20 protein-coding genes, 1 pseudogene and 1 riboswitch are annotated in these 22,194 nt (G+C 59.2%); of the genes and pseudogenes, 11 read left to right on the forward strand and 10 right to left on the reverse strand.

What is annotated here, in order from left to right:
- Window positions 1–13: 13 nt before the first annotated feature.
- Window positions 14–1,522 (reverse strand): malate dehydrogenase (quinone), encoded by a 1,509-nt coding sequence (mqo, locus tag MEB48_RS17260; RefSeq protein WP_237885264.1) that lies wholly within the window; start codon window positions 1,520–1,522, stop codon window positions 14–16.
- Between the two features lie 740 nt (window positions 1,523–2,262).
- Window positions 2,263–2,496, reverse strand: coding sequence for a hypothetical protein (locus MEB48_RS17265; RefSeq protein ID WP_237885265.1), 234 nt, complete (start codon window positions 2,494–2,496; stop codon window positions 2,263–2,265).
- A gap of 206 nt (window positions 2,497–2,702) precedes the next feature.
- Here MEB48_RS17265 and MEB48_RS17270 point away from each other — a divergent pair, with 206 nt between their 5' ends.
- A complete protein-coding gene (locus MEB48_RS17270; protein WP_007905851.1) occupies window positions 2,703–3,287 on the forward strand; it encodes a YajG family lipoprotein in 585 nt (194 codons plus the stop codon).
- A 358-nt stretch (window positions 3,288–3,645) separates the two neighbouring features.
- On the opposite strand, the gene MEB48_RS17275 is transcribed toward MEB48_RS17270, so the two are convergent.
- On the reverse strand, window positions 3,646–3,852 hold the full coding sequence (locus tag MEB48_RS17275; protein WP_030129737.1) for a hypothetical protein: 207 nt from the start codon (window positions 3,850–3,852) through the stop codon (window positions 3,646–3,648).
- Window positions 3,853–4,045: 193 nt separating this feature from the next.
- On the opposite strand from MEB48_RS17275, the gene MEB48_RS17280 reads away from it, so the two are divergent.
- Window positions 4,046–4,318 carry a hypothetical protein gene (locus tag MEB48_RS17280; protein WP_237885266.1) on the forward strand — a complete coding sequence of 91 codons (273 nt, stop codon included), beginning with the start codon at window positions 4,046–4,048 and terminating at the stop codon, window positions 4,316–4,318.
- A 90-nt stretch (window positions 4,319–4,408) separates the two neighbouring features.
- Here the strand turns inward: MEB48_RS17280 and MEB48_RS17285 are convergent, their stop codons facing one another.
- Window positions 4,409–5,572 (reverse strand): 1-acyl-sn-glycerol-3-phosphate acyltransferase, encoded by a 1,164-nt coding sequence (locus MEB48_RS17285; protein WP_237885267.1) that lies wholly within the window; start codon window positions 5,570–5,572, stop codon window positions 4,409–4,411.
- Between the two features lie 142 nt (window positions 5,573–5,714).
- Between MEB48_RS17285 and MEB48_RS17290 the strand changes: the two genes are divergently transcribed.
- The 3 genes from MEB48_RS17290 to MEB48_RS17300 are packed head-to-tail and all read left to right on the forward strand — an operon-like array spanning window position 5,715 to window position 6,826.
- A complete protein-coding gene (locus MEB48_RS17290; protein ID WP_237885268.1) occupies window positions 5,715–5,897 on the forward strand; it encodes a CPXCG motif-containing cysteine-rich protein in 183 nt (60 codons plus the stop codon).
- A 9-nt stretch (window positions 5,898–5,906) separates the two neighbouring features.
- Window positions 5,907–6,167: a putative signal transducing protein gene (locus MEB48_RS17295; protein ID WP_237885269.1), complete on the forward strand. Its 261-nt coding sequence runs from the start codon at window positions 5,907–5,909 to the stop codon at window positions 6,165–6,167.
- Window positions 6,168–6,202: 35 nt separating this feature from the next.
- Window positions 6,203–6,826, forward strand: a complete 624-nt coding sequence (locus tag MEB48_RS17300) for an SOS response-associated peptidase (RefSeq protein ID WP_237885270.1) — start codon at window positions 6,203–6,205, stop codon at window positions 6,824–6,826.
- A 127-nt stretch (window positions 6,827–6,953) separates the two neighbouring features.
- Here the strand turns inward: MEB48_RS17300 and MEB48_RS29430 are convergent, their stop codons facing one another.
- Both MEB48_RS29430 and MEB48_RS29435 read right to left on the reverse strand, forming a co-directional pair.
- A complete protein-coding gene (locus MEB48_RS29430; protein ID WP_442969103.1) occupies window positions 6,954–7,796 on the reverse strand; it encodes a methyl-accepting chemotaxis protein in 843 nt (280 codons plus the stop codon).
- A 12-nt stretch (window positions 7,797–7,808) separates the two neighbouring features.
- Window positions 7,809–9,095, reverse strand: a pseudogene (locus MEB48_RS29435) (HAMP domain-containing protein); the annotation flags it as partial.
- 267 nt (window positions 9,096–9,362) lie between these two features.
- On the opposite strand from MEB48_RS29435, the gene MEB48_RS17310 reads away from it, so the two are divergent.
- Window positions 9,363–10,181: a M48 family metallopeptidase gene (locus tag MEB48_RS17310; RefSeq protein ID WP_237885272.1), complete on the forward strand. Its 819-nt coding sequence runs from the start codon at window positions 9,363–9,365 to the stop codon at window positions 10,179–10,181.
- Window positions 10,182–10,332: 151 nt separating this feature from the next.
- Here MEB48_RS17310 and MEB48_RS17315 read toward each other — a convergent pair whose 3' ends face one another.
- From MEB48_RS17315 to MEB48_RS17325, 3 genes are all read right to left on the reverse strand, one after another.
- Complete coding sequence (locus MEB48_RS17315) at window positions 10,333–10,917, reverse strand: TMEM165/GDT1 family protein (RefSeq protein ID WP_237885323.1); 585 nt, start codon at window positions 10,915–10,917, stop codon at window positions 10,333–10,335.
- 91 nt (window positions 10,918–11,008) lie between these two features.
- A riboswitch (yybP-ykoY riboswitch) is annotated at window positions 11,009–11,132 on the reverse strand.
- Window positions 11,133–11,427: 295 nt separating this feature from the next.
- Window positions 11,428–12,426 (reverse strand): class I SAM-dependent methyltransferase, encoded by a 999-nt coding sequence (locus MEB48_RS17320; protein ID WP_237885273.1) that lies wholly within the window; start codon window positions 12,424–12,426, stop codon window positions 11,428–11,430.
- 33 nt (window positions 12,427–12,459) lie between these two features.
- Complete coding sequence (locus tag MEB48_RS17325) at window positions 12,460–13,425, reverse strand: 2-hydroxyacid dehydrogenase (RefSeq protein WP_237885274.1); 966 nt, start codon at window positions 13,423–13,425, stop codon at window positions 12,460–12,462.
- A 409-nt stretch (window positions 13,426–13,834) separates the two neighbouring features.
- Between MEB48_RS17325 and MEB48_RS17330 the strand changes: the two genes are divergently transcribed.
- Entirely contained in the window at window positions 13,835–14,464 is a 630-nt protein-coding gene (locus MEB48_RS17330; RefSeq protein ID WP_237885275.1) for a LysE family translocator, read from the forward strand.
- 13 nt (window positions 14,465–14,477) lie between these two features.
- Here MEB48_RS17330 and MEB48_RS17335 read toward each other — a convergent pair whose 3' ends face one another.
- On the reverse strand, window positions 14,478–15,248 hold the full coding sequence (locus MEB48_RS17335; RefSeq protein WP_237885276.1) for an AraC family transcriptional regulator: 771 nt from the start codon (window positions 15,246–15,248) through the stop codon (window positions 14,478–14,480).
- Between the two features lie 85 nt (window positions 15,249–15,333).
- On the opposite strand from MEB48_RS17335, the gene MEB48_RS17340 reads away from it, so the two are divergent.
- From MEB48_RS17340 to MEB48_RS17355, 4 genes are all read left to right on the forward strand, one after another.
- The gene (locus MEB48_RS17340) at window positions 15,334–16,518 is read left to right on the forward strand and encodes an MFS transporter (RefSeq protein WP_237885277.1); all 1,185 of its coding nucleotides are present in this window, start codon (window positions 15,334–15,336) and stop codon (window positions 16,516–16,518) included.
- 148 nt (window positions 16,519–16,666) lie between these two features.
- Window positions 16,667–18,349, forward strand: a complete 1,683-nt coding sequence (locus tag MEB48_RS17345) for a fatty acid--CoA ligase (RefSeq protein WP_237885278.1) — start codon at window positions 16,667–16,669, stop codon at window positions 18,347–18,349.
- 334 nt (window positions 18,350–18,683) lie between these two features.
- Window positions 18,684–20,573 (forward strand): DUF1302 domain-containing protein, encoded by a 1,890-nt coding sequence (locus MEB48_RS17350; protein ID WP_237885279.1) that lies wholly within the window; start codon window positions 18,684–18,686, stop codon window positions 20,571–20,573.
- A gap of 28 nt (window positions 20,574–20,601) precedes the next feature.
- Complete coding sequence (locus tag MEB48_RS17355; protein ID WP_237885280.1) at window positions 20,602–21,966, forward strand: DUF1329 domain-containing protein; 1,365 nt, start codon at window positions 20,602–20,604, stop codon at window positions 21,964–21,966.
- Window positions 21,967–22,194 lie beyond the last annotated feature (228 nt).

The following is a 22,194-nucleotide window of genomic DNA, read 5'->3' on the forward strand; positions in this document are numbered from 1 at the left end:
TTATGCGGCCGAATCAAGCGTAGCTTTCGGTCTCGTTACTGGCTTCAACCAGTTCCAGCGCGACATTGTTGTGCGCATTGATCTTGCGATACAGCGCAGCGTCGGTTTCCAGAACCTTTTCCCGAGCCGGGAAGATTTCCGCCAGTTTGGCAGCCCATTCACCGGACGCTTTGTTCGGGAAACATTTCTCGATCAGCTCAAGCATGATCGAAACAGTCACCGACGCGCCTGGCGAGGCGCCGAGCAGGGCGGCAAGGGAACCGTCCTTGGCCGCGACCAGTTCGGTACCGAACTGCAGAACGCCGCCTTTCTTCGGGTCCTTCTTGATGATCTGCACCCGTTGGCCGGCCACTTCCAGGCGCCAGTCTTCGGCTTTCGCCAATGGATAGAAACGACGCAGGGATTCCAGGCGCTGTTCCATTGACTGCATCACTTCGCTGACCAGGTACTTGGTCAGGTCCATGTTGTTCTTGGCCACGGCCAGCATCGGGCCGATGTTGCTGGCGCGAACCGACAGCGGCAGGTCCATGAACGAACCGTGCTTGAGGAACTTGGTGGTGAAACCGGCGTAAGGTCCGAACAGCAGGGACTTCTTGCCATCGACCACGCGGGTGTCCAGGTGCGGCACGGACATCGGTGGCGAACCTACCGCTGCCTGGCTGTAGACCTTGGCCTGGTGGTGCTTGACCACTTCAGGGTTGTCGCAACGCAGCCATTGGCCGCTGATCGGGAAACCGCCGAAGCCTTTGCTTTCTTCAATGCCCGAAGCTTGCAGCAGTGGCAGTGCCGCACCGCCGGCGCCAAGGAACACGAACTTCGCATCGACATCACGGGTATTGCCGCTGTTGACGTCCTTGATGCTGACAGTCCAGCCACCGTTGTTACGTTTCAGGCCGGTCACACGCTTGCAGTACTTGACCTGGGCATCGGGGGCGCTGGTCAGGTGCTTGAGCAATTGGTTGGTCAGGGCGCCGAAGTTGACGTCGGTGCCGTTCATCACGCGGGTGGCGGCGACGACTTCGTCAGCCGGGCGGCCCGGCATCATCAACGGCATCCACTCGGCCATTTTGGCCTTGTCTTCGGTGTATTCCATGTCCGAGAAGGCGTGGTGTTTGCTCAGCGTCTTGAAACGTTCCTTGAGGAAGGAGACGCCATCGTCGCCCTGCACGAAGCTCAGGTGCGGCACCGGGCTGATGAACGACTTGCACGAGCCGAACGTGCCTTTCTTGGTCAGGTAGGACCAGAACTGCTTCGACACCTCGAACTGGGTGTTGATGTGCACGGCTTTCTTGATGTCGACGGTGCCGTCGGCGGCCTGTGGCGTGTAGTTCAGCTCACACAGCCCGGCGTGACCGGTACCGGCGTTGTTCCACGGATTGGAACTCTCCGCAGCACCGGAATCCATCAGCTCGACGACTTCCAGCTTGATCGCGGGGTCGAGCTCTTTGAGCAGTACAGCCAGGGTGGCACTCATGATGCCGGCCCCAACCAGTACTACGTCGACTGCTTCGTTATGCGCCATTTTAACGCGTCTCCAAAATCTACAGCACCAAATTGTCGGCATAGCTGCCAGGCGTTCCGGGGCGTGTCAGTGATGCCCCTGGTACCCATGGCCAGGATCGCCATGTCCGAATCTTCGCAATTTTTTGCAACTTCGACGGATGCATGCGGCCTGGCCTCAAGAGTCACATGAACTCATTTCGGCGCGCGGCTGGCAATTCGACTTATGGTCGAGACATCCGTTTGTGCAACCAAATCCGTAGCGGACAGGCTTCAGGCTCCGGTGTTCGAGGAATACTCGGTCCTGTGTCGTTGGGCTGTTGTAGACGCTAATGGTGCATGTTCAGACGCAAAACTATTCATTTGCTCGCCACACTCTTGTGAAGTTGTGAAAACCCGTTTTTTTCACGCTCTTTTGAAGACGTGAACCTCAAAAAAGGGCTGTCCCAGCCTGGCACCGTGCCCGGATGGATTGCCGCCATGGGGTACATGACAGGCAAAACGGGCAAACAGCTCAGTGACCGAGCGTAATGACAGCTCTGCAGATTCGCGAAAAGTGGTGTTTTGCTTAAGAAACAGCAAGCGCGCCAGCTTCACTCGATCTGTGTGGGCGGCTCTCTGTGGGCGGTGCGGGGGTGTCAATACCGAGGCATTGACGGTGCTGCGAGGCCCGATCAGGAGACGTCCTTATAATCGGGGGGAGATTGTAACGAAGAAACGCAGGGAAATGGTCGTGTTTAATGACTTTTATTAAGCGTCTGGTCAGGTGGTCAAGAGTTGTTGCGCACGAGCACGTGGCTGGCGCTGGCTGACACGGGCGCTGGTGGGCAGGGGATGGTGCAGCCAGTTGAGACGGATCTCTTCGATTTCGACCCAGCCATCGCCCATCGGCTGCAGGCTGCACTGTTTGAATGCCTGGCAACGGCCATCGCGGTCAAGCAGGGCAAAACAGCGATGCAGTGGACGTGGCGCGAACATTGAGATGAGAAAACGCATGGCAAAGTACCTTGTGGGGTGACTGCTGTGAAGGTTGCCAGTGAGCGATGACGTGCGTGTGTAAGGTCGGTGACAGATGTGTGACAGGAACCGCGCTGCGCCGGGGTTTGTCAGAGAATTTGGTAATCGTTGCCGGACGCTGGTTCGCCGCAGTGGCGCACCGCTATACTGCGGGCCTGTTTGTGCCTGATTCTGGAGAGAAGAGCATGTTGCAACGCCTGTTGTTCGGTTTGATCACTGTGACCAGTTTGACCCTCGTCGGCTGCGCCCACAGCCCGCAACAACTGAACCCGGAACCCAAGCTGACAGCTCAGCTGGCGCCGGTCGGCCGTGGTCAGCCGGTGGTGGTGCGTGTGGTGGACGGTCGTCCGTCGCCAACGTTGGGGACCCGTGGTGGTCTGTATCCGGAGACCAGTGCGATCACCGTGCAGGGCGCGCAGATTCTGCCGAAACTGCAGGCTCAGGCTGAAGCGGCCGTGCGCTTGCTGGGCTTTACCCCGACGGCCAATGCGCTGAATGCACCGCAATTGACGGTGACCTTGGCCGAGCTGAAGTATCAGTCGCCCAAGGAAGGCCTGTATGTAACTGAGGCAACGATTGGCGCGACGTTCCGTTCGGATGTGCAGAATGCCAACCGTCGTTACAGCGGTCGCTATGGTGCGTCGCTGGATCAGCGTTTTGGCATGGCGCCGAATCAGGAAACCAACACCAAGCTGGTCAGTGATGTGTTGAGTGATGCGTTGACCCGCTTGTTCAAGGACCCGACGATTGGTCAGGTGCTGGCCGAGTAACGGTTTGCGGCTTGTTTAAAGAACCCGGTGTCAGTGATGGCACCGGGTTTTTTTGTGCCCGCAGATTCATTGTGGAAACGAACCTGCTCACTATTCACCTGTAGGAGCGAGGCTTGCCCGCGATGGCGGTGTGTTAGACAACATCCACGTTGAATGTGAGAAAGCCTTCGCGGGCTTGCCTTAATGCCAGTCAGTTAAACGCAACCTTGTAGGAGCGAGCTTGCTCGCGAAGACGGCAGCACAGTCAATATTGATGTCGCCTGATAGACCGCTTTCGCGAGCAAGCTCGCTCCTACAGTGTTCCGTGTTTTAACTGACTGGCATTAGGGCAAGCCACGCTCCTACAGGGCACGACCGCTCAAGCCGCCTCCGAATAAAAATCCAGAACACTCACCCCCGTCAGCAAATCCGCCTCTGGCAAATCCGCATGTTGATGCCCGCCCAGCGCGCAATACACCAGCCAATGCCGGTCTTGAACATTGAAGGCAAGGCTGCCGACTAAGGTTTGTTGTTCGTCGCTTTGAGCAATGAGGTAGAGGCGATCCTGGTTTTCGGCGTGGAGCATGACGTAATCCGTGTCGGTTTTGAGGGGCGACAGACTGGCGGATTCAGATGACGGCGTCGTGACACAGGACAGCAATCGGCTAAATGGTTTCGTTATTTGTCGGAAAGCCGGGGCAGGCCGGAGCGCTTTCGGTAGAATCCGCGCCGCGGTCGTCGGTTGGCGTCTGCCACACTGGTTTTGCCTGAGGTTTGTGATGTCGCTGATTTCGCTCTTTACTGCTCATCCCGCCAAATTGATCAACTTGCTGGCCTTGCTGTTAGCCTTCCCGGGCGGCTGGTTATTGCACGCCACCCGTCGTCGCGAACAGCGCGCCATGGCGAGTATTCAGGCGCAACGCGAAAGTCGTCCCAGTGAAGAGCCAACGCTGGATTGGGCGACCCTGCGCATGAACCGGTTTTTCTACCGCTTCGGTTTCGCCTGTCTCGGGATGGCGTTGCTGGTGTCGTGGATCAGCACCCGCGTCTGAAGATCCGCCACAGGTGCCTGACTGTCCTGTCGCATCAAGACAAACAAAAACGGCGCCCGAAGGCGCCGTTGTCGTATCCAGCCCATTGCCTTACAGCGGCAACCCGGCCTTGACCCGGTACTGATTGCGCACCGGCGTCGCATATTGCAGCACCAGAAACGGACGATGCTCTTCAGGGCAAGCATCAAGGCGACGCTGCCATTCTTCCTGGGCCTTGGTCAGTTCATCAGCCGCAAACACCTCGGCCGCTTTCGGCACCGGCAATTGCGGGTCGGCGTCTTTCCACTGCGCATACGCCAGGTAATGCACCGGGAACAACCGGTAGCCGCCGAGGATCTGTTTGTCCATTTCGATCGCCAATTGCTTGGTGTCTTCGAACAGTTCGGTGATCGGCGCGGCGAAGTTCACGTGGACCCGGCCTTTGTAACCGGTGATGCCTTTGGCGATGCTCACGTCATCCTCGCCCGGCGCCTTGGTGTAGCTCCCGGTGGTGGCGCGGATGTACAACTCGCGGGCCTTGGCCTGGTCGCACGGATCATATTCGTAGCTGATCGACACCGGAGTGAGGTTCAGCGAGCGGATGACTTCGCCGAACGGCTCGTCTTTGCGGCTCATGTGGAACATCTTGAGGATCGCCGACTCGGTGCGGTCGTCGCCGTCCTTGGCCCGTCCTTCAGCCTGGGCGATCCAGATCGAGGCGCAGTCGTTGCGGATCGAGTGGTTGATGTACGCCGACAACAGCTGATACGCCGCCATTTTTTCCCGGCGGCCGGTGATCGAACGGTGCACGATGAAACTCTTGTTCAGGCGCATCAAATCGCTGACAAAAGGCTTTTGCAGCAAGTTGTCACCAATGGCAATGCGCGGGGTCGGCAGCCCAGCGTGGTACACGGCGTAGTTGACGAAGGCCGGGTCCATCACGATGTCGCGGTGGTTGGCGATGAACAGGTAGGCGCTGCCGGATTTGAATTGCTCCACGCCGGTGTACGTCACACCGTCCGTGGCACGCTCGATGGTGTGGTCGACGTAAACTTCGACCTTGTCTTGCAATGTGGCCACCGAATTGACGCTGGCGAACTCACGGCGCAGCCGATGAGCTATAAGAGGTTTGAGCATCCAGCCGAAGGCACCGGCATAACGCGGGAAGCGGAAGTGGATGAGGATATCTAGAAGCGCCTTGTCGCCGAGCAGCCGTGCCAGCACCGCTGGGACTTCGCTGTCGTCGTAAGGTCGGATGGCATCGAATTCGCCCATCATGCTCTCTTGTTAGAAACGGCTAGGGTAAGTAAAGGTTTTGATCGAAAACCAACGGGGCACGGTCTGAAAAGTTAGCCAGACAAAAATAGCCCTGCAAATAGACCGGCGATTATACGCACAAGTCACCTGGGAGACCGCGATGCTGGAAACTGCGCAGTATGAATGTCCGTATTGTGGTGAAGTGATTGAGACTTCTGTAGACCTGTCAGGAGGCGATCAGACCTATATCGAGGACTGTCAGGTGTGTTGTCGGCCGGTTACGTTTGTGTTGCAGGTTCACGGCGAGGAATGGCATCTCGAAGTTTTCAGCGAAAACGAGTGAGGGGTGTATATGCAGCGAATCTACGAACCGGAAAACCTGATGGAAGGTGAATTGCTGCAGAGCATGCTCGCCAGCGAGGGCATCGAAGCGCATCTGGAAGGCCGGGATTTGATCGGCGGCACTGGTGAATTGCCCATGTTCGGCCTGCTGGGCTTATCGGTCGATAACGATCAGGCGCAATACGCCCGAGAGTTGATCACCGCGTACAATGCCGCACTGCCGCTGTCCGGCGATGAACCGGACAGTTTTCCCGGCACGCTGGTCTGTTAGGCTGACGTTCGTTTGATCAAGAGTCGTATTGCCCCATGTGTGGACGTTATGCCCTGTTTCGCTGGAACCCCGCCTTCGCGGCCCTGCCCGGATTCCCCGCCGATCAGCAGGCCCAGTGGAATATCTCTCCCAACGATTCGGTGTTGATGCTGCGTGCCGGCGCAGACGGGCAGCGTGAGTTGGCCCGTGCTCGCTGGGGTCTGACGCCGCCGTGGCTGACTGACCTGTCCCGCACCCCGGCGCATGCCCGCGCCGAAACCGTTGCCGAGCAGCCGATGTTTCGCGAAGCCTTGCGCCTGCGTCGTTGCCTGCTGCCGGCCAATGGTTTTTACGAATGGCGCGGCACCACCCGCAAACGTCCTTACTGGCTGACTCCGGGGGAGGGCTCGGCGCTGTTTTTCGCGGCGATCTGGGAGGCGTATCCAGTGCAGGAGCAGGTATGGTTGAGCACGGCGGTAATCACCCAACCGGCCTCGAGTCAGCGTCGACCGTTGATTCTCGACGCGGCGGGGCAAGAAGCCTGGCTCAACCCCGAAACCCCGTTGCATACCCTGCAGGCGCTGCTGGCCAGCGAACCCGCGGCCTTGCGTGAACGGGTGCTGGCGAACCTGGTGAACGATCCAAAGCTCAATGGGCCGGAGTGTTTGACGCCGGGTTGATGAAGTTGTCTGTGCTGACGCCTTCGCGAGCAAGCCCGCTCCCACACTGGATCTCCATCATTCGCGGATTTCGTATCCACCGGAGATCAAATGTGGGAGCGGGCTTGCTCGCGAAGGGGCCCTATGATCAAACCTTGAACTGATTGATCAACCGCCGTTGCTGTTCCGCCAACTTGGTCAAGTCCGCACTGGCCGCGCTCGATTCATCCGCTCCGCCGGCCACTTCATTGGCCACTTGCCCGATATTGATCACGTTACGGTTGATGTCGTCCGCCACCGCGCTCTGTTCCTCGGCCGCGCTGGCGATCTGGGTGTTCATGTCGTTGATCACCGACACCGCCTGCGTAATGGTCTCCAGCGCTTCGGCCGCTTTTGCCGCGTGTTGCACGCTTTCGTCGGTGCGGTTCTGGCTGTCTTCCATGACCCGCACCACATCGCGGGTGCCTTGCTGCAGATGCTGGATCATGGTCTGGATTTCTTCAGTGGCCTTCTGGGTTTTCTGCGCCAGGTTGCGCACTTCATCGGCCACCACTGCAAACCCACGACCCTGCTCACCGGCACGGGCGGCTTCGATGGCGGCGTTCAAGGCCAATAGATTGGTCTGCTCGGCGATGCCGCGAATGGCCGTCAGGATCGCATTGATGTTTTCGCTGTCCTTGGCCAGGGTCTGCACCACGCCGACGGCTTTGCCGATTTCCACCGCCAGCACGCCGATCGAGTTCGAGGTGTCACGGACGATTTGCATGCCCTGCACCGCTGCCTGATCCGCATGGCTGGCGGCTTGCGCGGCCTGGGTCGCATTGCGCGCGACATCCTGGGCGGTGGCGGTCATTTCATGCACGGCGGTCGCGACCTGATCGATCTCGGCCATTTGTTTGTGCACGCCGATGTTGGTGCGAATGGCGATGTCGGCGGTGTGTTCCGATGAGTCGCTGACGCTCTGCACCGACGTCACCACTTGCGTGATCATCGCCTGCAACTTGGCGAGGAAGGTGTTGAAGCCTTTGGCGATCGAGCCCAATTCGTCGGCGCGGTCGCTGCTCAGACGACGGGTCAGATCGCCTTCGCCCTGGGCAATGTCGTCGAGCATCGCGACCATTTGCTTGAGTGGGCGAGCAATGCCGTGGCCCACCAGCCAGATCACCAACAAACCGATACCAGCGATCAACAGGCCGACCATGGCCATGCCAAAGGTGTCGGATTTGCGCTGTGCGTCCAGATCACCCTGAAGTTTTTGCAGATCGGCCATCACCGCGTTCAGCGGCAATTGCAGCATCAAGGTCCAGCGGGCGTCGGTCTGACCGATGCCGAAGGGCAGGTACAACTCGATCCGGCCCTGGGCCTTGTCGACGGTGTAAGTCACTTCGCCGCGCTTGAGATTGGCCATGTTGGCAATCTGTTTGCTGTCGAGAATGTCACTGACCTTTTCGCCGAATTTGCTCGGGTCCTTGGTGTAGGCGACGATCCGGCCGTTACCACCGATCAACGCCATTTCCCCAGCGCCGCTGTACAGTTTCTGATTCGCCCCCAGGAGCATTTCCTGGATGAAGTTCACCGACAGGTCGGCGCCGACGATGCCTTGGAACGCGCCGTTGAGCATGATCGGTTCAATGAAAGAGGCGAGCATGACGATCTTGTCGCCCACCTTGTAGGGCGCCGGATCGATCACGCAGGATTTTTTGGTTTCCTTGGAGCACAGGTAGTACTCGCTGGCGCGCACGCCGGTGGAGAGTGTTTTCTGGTCGTCGACGTCCACCAGTTTGTCCAGCCCCAGGCTGCCGTCTTCGTTGCGGAACCACCACGGCAGGAAGCGCCCGTTGCTGGCGTCGATGCCGACCACTGGGGTGTCGACGTAGGCCGCATCGTTGTGGTCGAGGGCGTTTTTTTCCCAACCGATGTAGGTGCCGAGAATTTTCGGGTTCCGGGCGACGTTTTCCTTGATCAGGCTAATCAGTTGCTCACGGCTCAGGCTCAACTGTGGCTGGCCATCGGCGCCCGGGGTACCGATCAACGCGTTCACCCGCACCAGCCCGCCGGCGATCAGCAGCGGTGCTTCGAGTTCGCGCTGGATCTGGCTGACCTGGGTTTGCGCTAGCGACGTCAGGCGTTGTTCGATGACTTGCTCGAACTGCGCCTGAGTCCGTTGCTGGACCATGTCTTGGGTCCGGGCGCCGGAAAACAGCGCGTACAGCACCAGGGCTGCAACGACGCTGAGCACAATGGCGCCGGCCAGGGCGGCAACGGAAAACTGGATCGACTTGAATTTCATGGGTGCTCCGCACGCAAGAGGACGTCTGCGGTGCTGTATCGGCAGGGTGGCGGAGGGTCATGAACGACGCATGACGAATTGGCTGTTTTGGAGTGCTGGATGTCGTAAATGAATCATTGCTGACCGTGATCGGCCGTGGCGGGCGCTGTTATGTGAATTTTTTCCTACGGGGCTTTGTCTGAAATGTACGTGTTACACGTCCGTTGTATCTGGCGCCGATACAAATCCCCACCTAGGATACGCGGCATGTTTCCAGGGAGCTTCTTGATGAATAAGACATTGGTTTTGTGTGCACTGAGCGCAGGTCTGCTGCTCGCCGGTTGTCAGTCGGTCAACACCACCAGCAGTGGTGCCGTAGGGGTTGAGCGCAAGCAGTACATGTTCAGCATGTTATCGACCGCCGAGGTCAACCAGATGTACGCCCAGTCTTATCAAAAGACCGTCGGGGAGGCGAGTAGCAAAGGCGTGCTGGACCAAACCAGTAACGATGCCAAGCGTGTTCAGGCGATCTCCAAGCGGCTGATTGCCCAGGCGCCGGTGTTCCGTCCGGATTCGGCCCAGTGGCAGTGGGAAGTGAATCTGATCAAGAGCGACGATCTGAATGCCTCCTGCGGGCCTGGCGGCAAGATCATTTTCTACTCCGGGCTGATCGACAAGCTGCAACTCACCGACGACGAAATCGCCGCCATCATCGGCCATGAAATCGCTCACGCCTTGCGCGAGCACGGTCGCGAAGCGATGTCCAAGGCTTACGGTATCGAAATGGCCAAGCAGGGCGCCGGTGCGTTGTTCGGTCTGGGCGAGGGCGGCTTGGCCCTGGCGGACACCGTAGCCCAATACGGCATGACCTTGCCCAACAGTCGAGGCAATGAAAACGAGGCAGACTTGATCGGCCTCGAATTGGCTGCCCGCGCCGGGTACAACCCGAACGCGGCGATCACCCTGTGGAACAAGATGAGCAAAGCCTCGAATGGCGCGCCGCCAGAGTTCTTGAGCACTCACCCGGCATCGGCCAGTCGGATTGCTGCCTTGCAGGCGGCGATTCCTAAAGTGATGCCGTTGTACGAGAAAGCGCCGAAATCCTGATAATTATCGGGTGAGGCTACTGACGCCTTCGCGAGCAAGCCCGCTCCCACAGTGAATTTTTGGTGTACACAAAACTTGTGTTCACACCGATCAAATGTGGGAGCGGGCTTGCTCGCGAAGAACGATGACACGTTGCTACTGACCTACCGCGTCAAACCCACCCACTGCTCTCCATCGCCGTGTACACCGCAACAATCGCCAGGATCAGGAACGCCGACGCCGCCAGGCGACGGATCAGGGTCAAGGGCAGTTTGTCCGCCGCAAAGTTACCTGCCAGTACCACCGGCACGTTGGCAATCAACATCCCGGCGGTGGTGCCGATGATCACCAGCCACAGATCCGGGTATTGCGCGGCGAGCATCACGGTTGCGACTTGGGTCTTGTCGCCCATTTCCGCAAGAAAGAATGCAATCAATGTAGTCAGGAACGGCCCGAATTTGCGGGCGGTGCTGGCTTCGTCTTCGTCCATCTTGTCCGGCACCAGGGTCCACAGCGCGGTGGCGGCGAAGCTCGCGGCGAGGATCCAGTGCAACGTCGCATTCGAGAAGAAACTGCCGAACCAGGCGCCTACCGCACCGGCTGCCGCGTGGTTGGCCAGGGTCGCGGCGACGATGCCGGCGATGATCGGCCAGGGTTTGCGAAAGCGGGCAGCGAGAATGAGCGCGAGCAGTTGCGTCTTGTCGCCGATTTCGGCCAAGGCAACGATTGCGGTGGGAACGAGTAGAGAGTCCAGCATCATCAGGGTTTTCCTAAGGGGCGGGTCGACACGGCTATGACACGTACAGCCTTCCCGCCCCGGGTAAGGTGTTCGTGTCATAGGTCTTGTCAAACCCTGCGATCCGTCTGTGCGGACGCTTGGGTCGCATACGCCATGGTCTGAGGACCAAGTATGTTGACGTATGCCGGACGAGCATGGCGCTCGTGGGAGACTACTCCCCTAGGACGGAGCGGATTCTGCCTAGGCAAATCCGATTGGGCAAGCCCTAATGCCTTTTCGTAGGAGCCAGGCTTGCCGGCGAAGGCATTCTTAAGAGCGCGCCTTCGCGGGCAAGCCTCAATGCCTGTCAGTTAAGCCGCGAGACCCTGTAGGAGCGAGCTTGCTCGCGAAAGCGGTAAGTCAGGCGACATCAATGTTGACTGACCCGACGTCTTCGCGAGCAAGCTCGCTCCTACAGGAGTTTCGCTTAACTGACTGGCATTGAGGCAATCCTGGCTCCTACGGGCCGATTTGTTCTTCAAAAGTTCTTCAGCCGCGCTTGGCCCGGTAGATTCGGAAACCCTGCCCTTCAGCCTTGATCGCACACGCGCCCAAATGCTCTTCGATCAGCGGCTGATACTTCAGGAAGCTATTCGCTACCAATCGAAGTTCGCCGCCGTTTTTCAGATGTTTTGCCGCTTTTCGCAGCAAGTTCTCGGTGGCGAAGTAGTCGGTGTGTACGCCGACGTGGAACGGTGGGTTGCTCAGAATCGCGCTCAAACCCATGGGCGCGGCATCGATGCCGTCACCGGTCATCACCTCTGCTTCCAGGCCGTTGGCAGCCAGGGTCAGGCGACTGCTGGCGGCAGCAAATGCGTCCACATCGAGCAGGGTGACCTGGTTGTGTGGGTAACGCCGCTTGACCGCCGCCCCCAACACCCCCGCGCCGCAACCGAAGTCCAGCAAGTGGCCGCTGGGCAGTTTGTCCAGATGCTCCAGCAGCAGGGCACTGCCGCGATCCAGTCGACCGTGGCTGAATACGCCCGGCAGGCTGATGACTTTCAATGGGCCTTCGGCCAACGGCAGTTCGTAGGTCTGGGCCAGGCTTTCCAGCGACTTGGCTTCTGGGGCATTGGCCACAGTGACCTGCCAGAGCTGGCAATGCCGTGCGCTGTCGAGCTTGCGGGGTTTGCCGAAGGGGTTCAGTTGCTTGGCTGCGCCTTCGATGCCGCTGCGTTTCTCACCCACCAGGTACAACTCACGACCGGCCAAACGAGAGGCGAGGGCGTTGAGGATGTAGTCGGTCAGGTCTTTGGACTTGGGCAGAAACACCACGGCGCTGTCGAACTCACGCTCCGGCGCATTCACGCCGAAATGGCTGCGCTCGGCGAAACGGGCGTCCAGCGCCGCTTGATCGCCAGCATGCCAGCACCAGCCGTGGGCATCGGGCAAGCGGCCCAACAAATCATCGGCGGGCAAACCGGCCAGCAGCACCGAACCCTGGAATAACTCGGCCTGACGAAGCAGTACTTCACTGCGCGGATCCATACTCTGCTCCTTGAAAAAAAGTGCCGCAGTTTATCAACTGACGACCCGCAGCGCTTTACCGCTGAAATAAGCCTGAGCGTTTTCCGTCAACTGACCCACAATCCGCTGCCGCGCCTCGCGACTGCCCCAGGCATTGTGCGGAGTGACGATCAGCCGTGGAATGTCTTGAGCCAACAGCGGATTGCCGGCGCTCGGTGGTTCGACGCTCAGCACGTCGGTGGCCGCGCCGCCCAAGTGACCGTTGCGCAGGGCGTCGGCCAATGCCTGTTCGTCAATCAAACCACCACGCGCGGTGTTGACCACGAAAGCACCGGGTTTCATCGAGGCCAGTTCACGGGCACCGATGAAGTGGCGGGTGTGTTCGTTGAGCGGGCAGTGCAGGGTCAGGGCGTCGATTTGCGGTAGCAGTTCATTGAGCGGCAAGCGATCCGGCCGGGCAGGGCGCCCCGGAATCTGCCCCAGCAATACGCGCATGCCGAACGCCTCGGCCAACCGCGCCACGGCACTGCCCAGTTCACCGTGACCGAGCAGACCGAGGGTTTTGCCTTCGAGTTCGACGATCGGATAATCGAGCAGGCAGAACTGTTTCGCTTGTTGCCAGCGACCTTCGGCGACCGCTTTTTGATAATCGGCCAGGCGCGTCGCCAGGTTCAGCAACAACATGATCGTGTGCTGTGCCACCGATGGCGTGCCGTAACCCTGGCAGTTGCAGACAGTGATTCCGTGGGCGCGGGCGGCGGCGAGGTCGACGTTATTGGTGCCGGTGGCGGTGATCAGGATCAGCTTCAACTCGGGACTGGCCGCCATGGCGGCCGCATCGATCAGGATTTTGTTGCTGATGGCGACAGTGACCCCTTTGAGGCGTTCGATCACCTGCTCAGGCGTGGTCTGGGCGAACAGCTGCAAGTCGCTGAAGCACTCGCGTAGCGGGCTGAGGTCGAGATCGCCGAGATCCAGGGACGGATGGTCGAGGAAAACGGCGCGGCGAGAGTTCGTCATCAACTGTACCTTTTGTGCATTGAACCGAAGGCGTAATCTGCCGAGCCTACCAGATGAAACTGCTGCCGAAGGCTGCGTTCATTGTAGGAGCGAGGCTTGCCCGCGAAGAACGATAACGCGGTGCAGCAGAATCACCGCGGTGTTTGCTTTGCGGGCAAGCCTCAATGCCAGTCAGTTAAGGATAAATCGGACCTGTAGGAGCCAGGCTTGCCGGCGAAAGCGCACTCAAGGACGCCTTCGCCGGCAAGCCTGGCTCCTACGAAAAGCGGTTTGCTCGCTTAGCTGACTGGCATTGGGGCAAGCCTCGCTCCTACAGATTGCATTACGGCTGGCGGTGGCCACAGGTTTCACAGATGCCATAGGGTGTGACATACACAATTGATCAGCCTGCCCAAAAAAGGAGCTCCCGATGTACTGGACAGAATTCATGACCGTAGCCCTGATTCACTTGCTGGCCGTCGCCAGCCCCGGCCCGGACTTCGCCGTGGTGGTGCGTGAGAGCGTGACCCACGGTCGTCGCGCCGGGACCTGGACAGCGTTGGGCGTCGGCTCGGCGATTTTCCTGCACGTCGGTTATTCGCTGCTGGGGATCGGACTGATCGTGTCTCAGTCGATCGTGCTGTTCAGCGCCTTGAAATGGGCCGCCGCCGCGTACCTGCTGTACATCGGCTATAAAGCCCTGCGCGCGCAACCGGCTAAACCGGTGGCTGACGACTTGCACCAGGAGGCCGGCGAACGCACCGCGCGGGGCGCCTTCACTTCTGGTTTCGTGACCAACGGCTTGAACCCGAAAGCCACGCTGTTTTTCCTGTCGTTGTTCACCGTTGTGATCAACCCGCACACGCCACTGGCGGTACAGGCCGGTTACGGGATTTATCTGGCAGCGGCAACGGCTGTCTGGTTCTGCCTGGTGGCAATGCTGTTCAGCCAACAGCGCGTGCGCGCCGGTTTTTCCCGCATGGGGCACTGGTTCGACCGGACCATGGGCGCGGTGCTGATCGCCATCGGCGTGAAACTCGCGTTCACCGAAATGCATTGATCGCGCTGAACGCCTACGGGGGATTGAGTTCGCTCAATTTGTTCAAAGCGTTCAGATATTCCCGAGGGTTTTCCCCGAGTAAACGGCGAAACATCGCGCTAAACGCCCGAGCACTGCCATAGCCCAGATCACACGCCACGCTCTGCACGCTTTCTCCGGCGAGCAGGCGCGGCAAGGCTTCCATCAGGCGCAGTTGCTGACGCCAGGCATTGAAATTCATCTTCAGTTGTTGCTGGAACAACCGCGCCAAGGTTCGAGAGCTGGCGCCGACTTGTTGTGCCCAGTCTTCCAGGGTATTGGAATGGTCCGGTGCGCGCAGCAGCGCCAGGCAGATGCCCAGCAGGCGTCGGTCCTCGGGCATCGGAATGTATAGCGGAAGGTTTTCCAGGCTGGCGATCTCTTCCAGCATCAACTTCTGAATCAATGAATTTTCCGCGTGTTGCGGACCTTGCACCGCGCGCAGAATCAGCTCGCGCAGCAACGGCGTGACGGCCAGCACGCAGCACTGCTGCAGCGTTGGCGGCGACAATTCGGGGGCAATGAACAGCGAACGCATGCGTACTTCGCCCGACATGAAAATCTCATGCGCCACCAGTGGCGGAATCCACACGGCTCGGGTCGGCGGAATGACCCAGGCACCTTGTGCCGTGAGCACTCGCATGGTGCCGCGAACGGCGTACAGCAACTGCGCTTCGCGGTGTTGATGCAATTGCTGGTGAGCACCGTCCACGTAATCTCGCGGATAAGCGCTGACCGGCCCGTGCAGGAAATGGCTGATTAACATGTCAGATCCAATGACTTTGTTGTCAGGAATACGCTTTTTCGCCAACTTAGCATAAGCCGCTCACTACAACGTAAAGCGTGCCCCGATGAACCAGTCCAGAAATGTCCTCCGCTACGTCAACGCAGCCCATGTGATCGATCACATGTTCATGCTTATTTTTCCGGCCGCCATTCTCGGCATGACCCAGGCCTTCGCGCTGGACTATGCCGCGCTGATCGACCTGTCCCTCGGCGGTTTCATTGCCTTTGGCGGCTGTTCGCTACCTGCCGGTTGGCTGGGGGATCACTGGAGCCGACGGAAAATGATGCTGGTGTTTTTCTTCGGCATTGGCGCCTCGGCGATTTTTACCGGCGTGAGCAGCAGCGCACCGATGTTGGTACTCGGCCTGACGCTGATCGGGGTTTTCGCCGCGATCTATCACCCGGTGGGCACAGCGATGCTGGTGGCTTACGCACAGAGCCGGGGCCGGGAAATCGGTATCAACGGCATGTGGGGCAACCTCGGCGTGGCGTTTTCGGCGCTGATCACCGGGTTGCTGGTGACGCAGCTCGGCTGGCGCTCGGCGTTCATTTTGCCGGGCGTGGTGGCGATTGTGCTGGGCATCGGTTTCGCGCTTCAGGTGCGTGAAGAACCCATCCCGAAGCGTCCGCACACACCGCTCAAAGGTGCGGCTGGCCAGCGGATTTCCATGCTCATGGTGTTCGGCGTATTGGCCTTGGCTACCGCCACCGGCGGTGTGGTGTTCAACGCCACGACCATGACCTACCCGAAACTGTTTCAGGAACGCCTGCACGATTTGTTCGCTTCGCCGCAAATCCTTGGCGTCGTGGTCAGCCTGGCATATGCCTTCGGCGCCGTGGCGCAGTTGAGCATCGGACGGGTCTTGCATCGTTTCAGTCTGAAATGGCCGTTCATAGTGTTGACGCTGTGCCAGGCGCCGTTGTTATTCGGGTTGGCCTATGTCGAGGGCTGGGCTGTGATAGCGCTGGGCGCGGCGTTCATGTTCGTGGTGTTTGGCCAGGTCACGGTGAATGATGCGATGGTCGCTAACTTCGTCGCACCGCAATGGCAATCCCGAGTCTTCGCGCTGCGTTACTGTTTATCGTTCGGTGCCAGTGCCAGCGCGATTCCGCTGATTTCGTTCGTCGAACCGCGCCAGGGTTTTGTAGGCCTTTACCTGATATTGGCGGGTTTTGCAGCATTGACCTTCGTAGCAGCAGTGTTTTTCCCCCGAACGCCATCCGAGGCTGTCGTAGGAAAAACGGCGTAACGGCTAACGAATCCCTGAAAATGCTGGCGCAAAGCTAGCATCCGTACGGCTGTGCAAATCATCCCTTTGGCTGATTTGGCTGGCGTTCAAGGGCTCTAGAGTGCTTAGCTTTAAAAGCCAAGACCGTGCAGTCAGAAAAGGGACTCTTATGTTGCAGACTCGCGTTATCCCCCCAGCCGAGGGCGCTTACCAGTATCCGCTGTTGATTAAACGGCTGCTGATGTCCGGCGCCCGTTATGAAAAAACCCGCGAGATTATCTACCGCGATCAATTGCGCTATAGCTATCCGACCCTGATCGAACGGGTCGCGCGGCTGGCCAACGTGCTGACGGCCGCCGGCGTGAAAGCCGGGGATACCGTGGCAGTGATGGACTGGGACAGCCATCGCTACCTGGAATGCATGTTTGCCATCCCGATGATCGGTGCGGTGATTCACACCATCAACGTGCGCCTGTCGCCGGAGCAGATTCTCTACACCATGAACCACGCCGAGGACCGCTTCGTGCTGGTCAACAGCGAGTTTGTCGGGCTGTACAAGGCGATTGCCGGGCACCTGACCACCGTGGAGAAAACCCTGCTGCTGACCGACTTGCCGGAAAAGACCGCCGATCTGCCAAACCTGATTGGCGAGTACGAGCAATTGCTGGCCGCCGCGAGCTCGCAGTACGACTTCCAGGACTTCGACGAAAACTCGGTCGCCACCACGTTCTACACCACCGGCACCACCGGCAACCCCAAAGGTGTGTATTTCACCCACCGGCAATTGGTGCTGCACACCATGGGCGTGGCGACCATCATGGGCTCCATCGACAGCGTGCGTCTGCTGGGCACCAACGATGTGTACATGCCGATCACCCCGATGTTCCATGTGCACGCCTGGGGTTTGCCGTATGTAGCGACCATGCTCGGGCTCAAACAGGTTTATCCCGGCCGTTACGACCCCGAGTACCTGGTGGAGTTGTGGCGCAAGGAAAAGGTGAGTTTTTCCCACTGTGTGCCGACCATTCTGCAAATGCTCCTCAATGCCAAGGCCGCGCAAAATACCGATTTCGGTGGCTGGAAAATCGTTATCGGCGGCAGTGCGCTCAACCATGCGCTGTACGATGCCGCCAAGGCCAAGGGCATTCAATTGACTGCCGCTTACGGTATGTCGGAAACCGGGCCATTGGTCTCGTGCGCGCACCTCAACGATGAGCTGATGGCCGGCACCGAAGACGAACGCACCACCTACCGGATCAAGGCCGGTGTTCCGGGGCCGTTGGTCGAGGCTGCAATCGTCGATACCGATGGCAATTTCCTGCCTGCCGATGGCGAGACCCAGGGCGAATTGGTGCTGCGTGCACCGTGGCTCACCGAGGGGTATTTCAACGAGCCGCAGAAAGGCGCCGAGCTCTGGGCCGGGGGCTGGCTGCACACTGGCGACGTGGCGACCCTGGACAGCATGGGCGTGATCGACATTCGCGACCGGATCAAGGACGTGATCAAGACCGGTGGCGAGTGGATCTCCTCCCTGGACCTGGAAGACCTGATCAGCCGTCACCCTGCGGTACGTGAAGTAGCAGTGGTGGGCATCGCCGATCCGCAGTGGGGCGAGCGGCCATTTGCGCTGCTGGTGGTCAGGGAAGGGCATGAGATCGGGGCCAAGGAACTCAAGGAGCACCTCAAGCCGTTCGTTGAACAGGGGCACCTGAGCAAGTGGGCCATCCCGAGCCAGATCGCCCTTGTTACTGAAATTCCCAAGACCAGCGTCGGTAAACTCGACAAGAAGCGCATTCGCGTCGACATCACTGAATGGCAGGCCAACAACAGTACCTTCCTCTCGACGCTTTAAGCGTCATCTGGCGTGCCCGAAAGGGCGCGCCAGACCCACCAAGCAAGCGCTTGGCTTGTGAAATCCGAATTTTCAGCCATCCTTGCCGTGCCGACATGTGTCGGACTGGCGAAAGGACTGTTCCAGAGTGGCCGGCAGCTGCAAATCACACTTTAGAGGGATCAAGCACTACTACCTGCTGGCTATAGTCCGCTCAAGGAATTTTTAAGAACGGAGCGCGCACAAAACGGGGCGATGCAACTTTGGAGTGACGTCGGAACCACTTGGCTTCCGGTCACCCACAACGTTTTTAAAAGTACTCAGCCATAACAATAATGCACATGGAGTAGCGTCGATGACATCAGTAAACCAGTTCTGGCGCCGGGCGAAACTGCCCTTGGCGGTCAGTCTTGCCTCTTCGCTCGCCGGGCCTGCATTCGGCGTCAGTTTCAACGTCGGTGAGATCGAAGGTCAATTCGACTCGTCCCTGTCGATCGGCGCCAGTTGGTCTACTCAGAGCCCGAACAAAAACCTCATCGGCGTCAATAACGGGGGCCACGGCCTGTCCCAGACGTCCGATGACGGTCACAACAACTTCAAGAGCGGCGAAACTTTCTCGAAGATCTTCAAGGGCATCCATGACCTTGAATTGAAATACGGCGACACCGGCGTCTTCGTCCGGGGCAAATACTGGTATGACTTCGAACTCAAGGATGAAAGCCGCGAGTTCAAGGACATCAGCGACGAAAATCGCAAGGAAGGCGCCAAGTCTGCCGGCGGCCAGATTCTCGATGCCTTCGTCTACCACAACTACTCCATTGCCGATCAGCCGGGTTCCGTGCGTCTGGGCAAGCAGGTTGTGAGCTGGGGTGAAAGTACTTTCATCGGCGGCGGCATCAACTCGATCAACCCGATCGACGTGTCGGCGTTCCGTCGTCCCGGTGCCGAGGTCAAGGAAGGTCTGATCCCGGTCAACATGTTCTACGTGTCCCAGAGCCTGACCGACAATCTGTCGGCCGAAGCCTTCTATCAGCTGGAATGGGACCAGACCGTCGTCGATAACTGCGGCACTTTCTTCTCCCAGCCGGACATCATTGCCGACGGTTGCACCGACAACCTGCGCGTGCTGAACAAGCGCTCGACCATTCCGGCCATTGCATTGGGGCCATTGGCCGCGGCGGGTGTCGACGTCAACGAAGAAGGCGTGCTGGTGCGTCGCGGTCCTGACCGTGATGCGCGGGACAGCGGCCAGTGGGGCGCGTCCTTGAAGTACATGTTCGAACCGCTCGATACCGAGTTCGGCGCCTACTTCATGAATTACCACAGCCGTGCGCCGATTTTCAGCGCCACCGGGGCTCCGCAATCGATCTTCAACGGCGTGGCAGCTTTGCCGCCGGCATTCCGTGCACTCGGGCCGCTAGTGGTCGCCGGTAATTCCGAGTACTTCGTCGAGTACCCGGAAGACATCCGCCTCTACGGCTTGAGCTTCTCTACCACCCTGCCTACCGGTACGGCGTGGAGCGGCGAGATCAGCTACCGTCCGAACGCGCCGGTGCAACTCAACTCCACCGACATCCTGTTTTCTGGCGTGCGCCCATTGGGTGGCGCTCTGGCTAATGCGTCGCTGCTCGAAGGCGTGCCGGGCCAGGATCTGCACGGCTATCGCCGCAAGGAAATCACCCAGTTCCAGACCACCCTGACGCACTTCTTCGATCAGGTCATGGGCGCCAGCCGTCTGACCCTGGTGGGTGAAGTGGGCGTGACCCATGTTGGCGGCCTGGAAAGCAGCTCCGACATCCGTTATGGCCGTGACCCGGTCTACGGGCCTGGTGAACTGCCGTCTACCGGCGGCCTCAACACCTGCTCGGCGATCCTCAATACCAGCACCATTAACGGTGCCGGCCCAGGTGCTGCTACCAACAACCGCAGCCGCAACTGCGAGGACGATGGCTTTACCACGGCGATGTCATGGGGTTATCGCGGTCGCGCCATCTGGGAATACAACGACGTATTCGCCGGTGTGAACCTCAAGCCGAACGTGGCCTGGTCCCACGACGTGAGCGGTTACTCGCCGGGCCCTGGCGGCAACTTCGAGGAAGGTCGTAAAGCGGTGAGCCTGGGTGTCGATGCCGAATACCAGAACACCTACACCGCGAGCCTGGCGTACACCAACTTCTTCGACGGCAAGTACACCACTGTGGATGATCGCGACTTCGTTGCGCTCAGCTTCGGCGTGAACTTCTAAGCACTGTATTTTCAGGACGAACACATTTATGAAAATAACAAAGAGTCTGTTCCACGTTGGCGTTCTGGGTCTGTCGCTGCTGGCAACCGGTGTCATGGCGGCGGTCCCGGCGGCCGAAGCGGACAAGCTGGGCAAGAGCCTGACCCCGATGGGCGCCGAGATGGCGGGCAACGCCGACGGTTCGATCCCGGCCTGGAAACCCATGCCGAAAAACACCGGTGCCGTAGACAGCAAAGGTTTCCTGGCTGACCCGTTCGCGAGTGAAAAACCGCTGTTCACCATCACCGCGCAAAACGTTGACCAGTACAAGGACAAGCTCGCGCCGGGCCAGTACGCGATGTTCAAGCGCTACCCGGAAACCTTCAAGATGCCGGTCTACCCGTCCCATCGCGGCGCCACCGTGCCGGATGAGGTGTTCGCCTCCATCAAGAAAAACGCCACCAACACTAACCTGGTGTCCGGCGGCAACGGTCTGGAAAACTTCGAAACCGCGATCCCGTTCCCGATTCCGAAAAGCGGCGTTGAAGTGATCTGGAACCATATCACCCGTTATCGCGGCGGCAGCGTGACCCGGCTGATCACCCAGGCCACGCCGCAGCCGAACGGCTCGTTCAGCCTGGTGTACTTCGAGGACCAGTTCGTATTCCGCGACAAGATGAAGGATTACGACCCGAAAAACCCAGGCAACATCCTGTTCTACTTCAAGCAGAAAGTGACCGCGCCGGCACGTCTGGCCGGTGGTGTGCTGTTGGTGCACGAAACCCTCGACCAGGTTAAAGAGCCGCGTTCGGCGTGGGTCTATAACGCCGGGCAGCGCCGCGTGCGTCGTGCGCCGCAAGTGTCCTATGACGGACCGGGTACCGCGGCCGATGGCCTGCGTACCTCCGACAACCTGGACATGTACAACGGTGCGCCGGATCGCTACGACTGGAAGCTCGAAGGCAAGAAAGAGATGTACATCGCGTCCGACAGCTACAAGCTCGATGATCCGAAACTGAAGTACGCCGACATCATCAAGGCCGGCCATATCAACCAGGATCTGGCTCGCTATGAGCTGCGTCGGGTCTGGCATGTGGTCGCGACCCTGAAGGAAGGTCAGCGTCACATCTACGCCAAACGTGACTTCTACATCGACGAAGACACCTGGCAGGCGGCAGTGGTCGACCACTACGACGGTCGCGGGCAACTGTGGCGTGTCGCCGAGGCTCACTCCGAGAACTACTACGACAAGCAAGTGCCGTGGTACGCCCTCGAAACCCTGTACGACCTGCAATCGGGCCGCTACCTGGCACTGGGCATGAAGAACGAAGAGAAATCGGCGTATAACTTCGGCTTCACTGCCTCCACCGCTGACTTCACTCCGGCAGCGTTGCGTCAGGAAGGCGTTCGCTAATACTTTGTAAACCGAGGCCGCATCCTCGAAAAAACGCCCCGACTGGTTCGGGGCGTTTTTTTTGGAGTTTTGTATCGGGGCGCATTTATTAACACGGGGTGCCTCGCGAAATTTCGGTGTTTGTGATGGCCCTTTCGCGAGCAAGCCCGCTCCCACATTTGATCTTCGGTGGACATACAATCTGTGAGCAATGGAGATCCAGTGTGGGAGCGGGCTTGCTCGCGAAGG

This window comes from Pseudomonas sp. PGPR40 (genome assembly GCF_022014505.1).
In the GTDB taxonomy this organism is placed as follows: domain Bacteria; phylum Pseudomonadota; class Gammaproteobacteria; order Pseudomonadales; family Pseudomonadaceae; genus Aquipseudomonas.

Excerpts from the sequence above, each read along its gene's own strand:
- MEB48_RS17355 (WP_237885280.1), top strand. The coding sequence starts at position 20,602 with ATGAAAATAACAAAGAGTCTGTTCCACGTTGGCGTTCTGGGTCTGTCG.
- MEB48_RS17320 (WP_237885273.1), bottom strand. The coding sequence starts at position 12,426 with ATGGATCCGCGCAGTGAAGTACTGCTTCGTCAGGCCGAGTTATTCCAG.
- MEB48_RS17335 (WP_237885276.1), bottom strand. The coding sequence starts at position 15,248 with ATGTTAATCAGCCATTTCCTGCACGGGCCGGTCAGCGCTTATCCGCGA.
- MEB48_RS17285 (WP_237885267.1), bottom strand. The coding sequence starts at position 5,572 with ATGGGCGAATTCGATGCCATCCGACCTTACGACGACAGCGAAGTCCCA.
- mqo (WP_237885264.1), bottom strand. The coding sequence starts at position 1,522 with ATGGCGCATAACGAAGCAGTCGACGTAGTACTGGTTGGGGCCGGCATC.
- MEB48_RS17300 (WP_237885270.1), top strand. The coding sequence starts at position 6,203 with ATGTGTGGACGTTATGCCCTGTTTCGCTGGAACCCCGCCTTCGCGGCC.
- MEB48_RS17310 (WP_237885272.1), top strand. The coding sequence starts at position 9,363 with ATGAATAAGACATTGGTTTTGTGTGCACTGAGCGCAGGTCTGCTGCTC.
- MEB48_RS29430 (WP_442969103.1), bottom strand. The coding sequence starts at position 7,796 with ATGATCACGCAAGTGGTGACGTCGGTGCAGAGCGTCAGCGACTCATCG.
- MEB48_RS17340 (WP_237885277.1), top strand. The coding sequence starts at position 15,334 with ATGAACCAGTCCAGAAATGTCCTCCGCTACGTCAACGCAGCCCATGTG.
- MEB48_RS17330 (WP_237885275.1), top strand. The coding sequence starts at position 13,835 with ATGTACTGGACAGAATTCATGACCGTAGCCCTGATTCACTTGCTGGCC.
- MEB48_RS17325 (WP_237885274.1), bottom strand. The coding sequence starts at position 13,425 with ATGACGAACTCTCGCCGCGCCGTTTTCCTCGACCATCCGTCCCTGGAT.
- MEB48_RS17275 (WP_030129737.1), bottom strand. The coding sequence starts at position 3,852 with ATGCTCCACGCCGAAAACCAGGATCGCCTCTACCTCATTGCTCAAAGC.
- MEB48_RS17315 (WP_237885323.1), bottom strand. The coding sequence starts at position 10,917 with ATGCTGGACTCTCTACTCGTTCCCACCGCAATCGTTGCCTTGGCCGAA.
- MEB48_RS17270 (WP_007905851.1), top strand. The coding sequence starts at position 2,703 with ATGTTGCAACGCCTGTTGTTCGGTTTGATCACTGTGACCAGTTTGACC.
- MEB48_RS17265 (WP_237885265.1), bottom strand. The coding sequence starts at position 2,496 with ATGCGTTTTCTCATCTCAATGTTCGCGCCACGTCCACTGCATCGCTGT.
- MEB48_RS17290 (WP_237885268.1), top strand. The coding sequence starts at position 5,715 with ATGCTGGAAACTGCGCAGTATGAATGTCCGTATTGTGGTGAAGTGATT.
- MEB48_RS17280 (WP_237885266.1), top strand. The coding sequence starts at position 4,046 with ATGTCGCTGATTTCGCTCTTTACTGCTCATCCCGCCAAATTGATCAAC.
- MEB48_RS17350 (WP_237885279.1), top strand. The coding sequence starts at position 18,684 with ATGACATCAGTAAACCAGTTCTGGCGCCGGGCGAAACTGCCCTTGGCG.
- MEB48_RS17345 (WP_237885278.1), top strand. The coding sequence starts at position 16,667 with ATGTTGCAGACTCGCGTTATCCCCCCAGCCGAGGGCGCTTACCAGTAT.
- MEB48_RS17295 (WP_237885269.1), top strand. The coding sequence starts at position 5,907 with ATGCAGCGAATCTACGAACCGGAAAACCTGATGGAAGGTGAATTGCTG.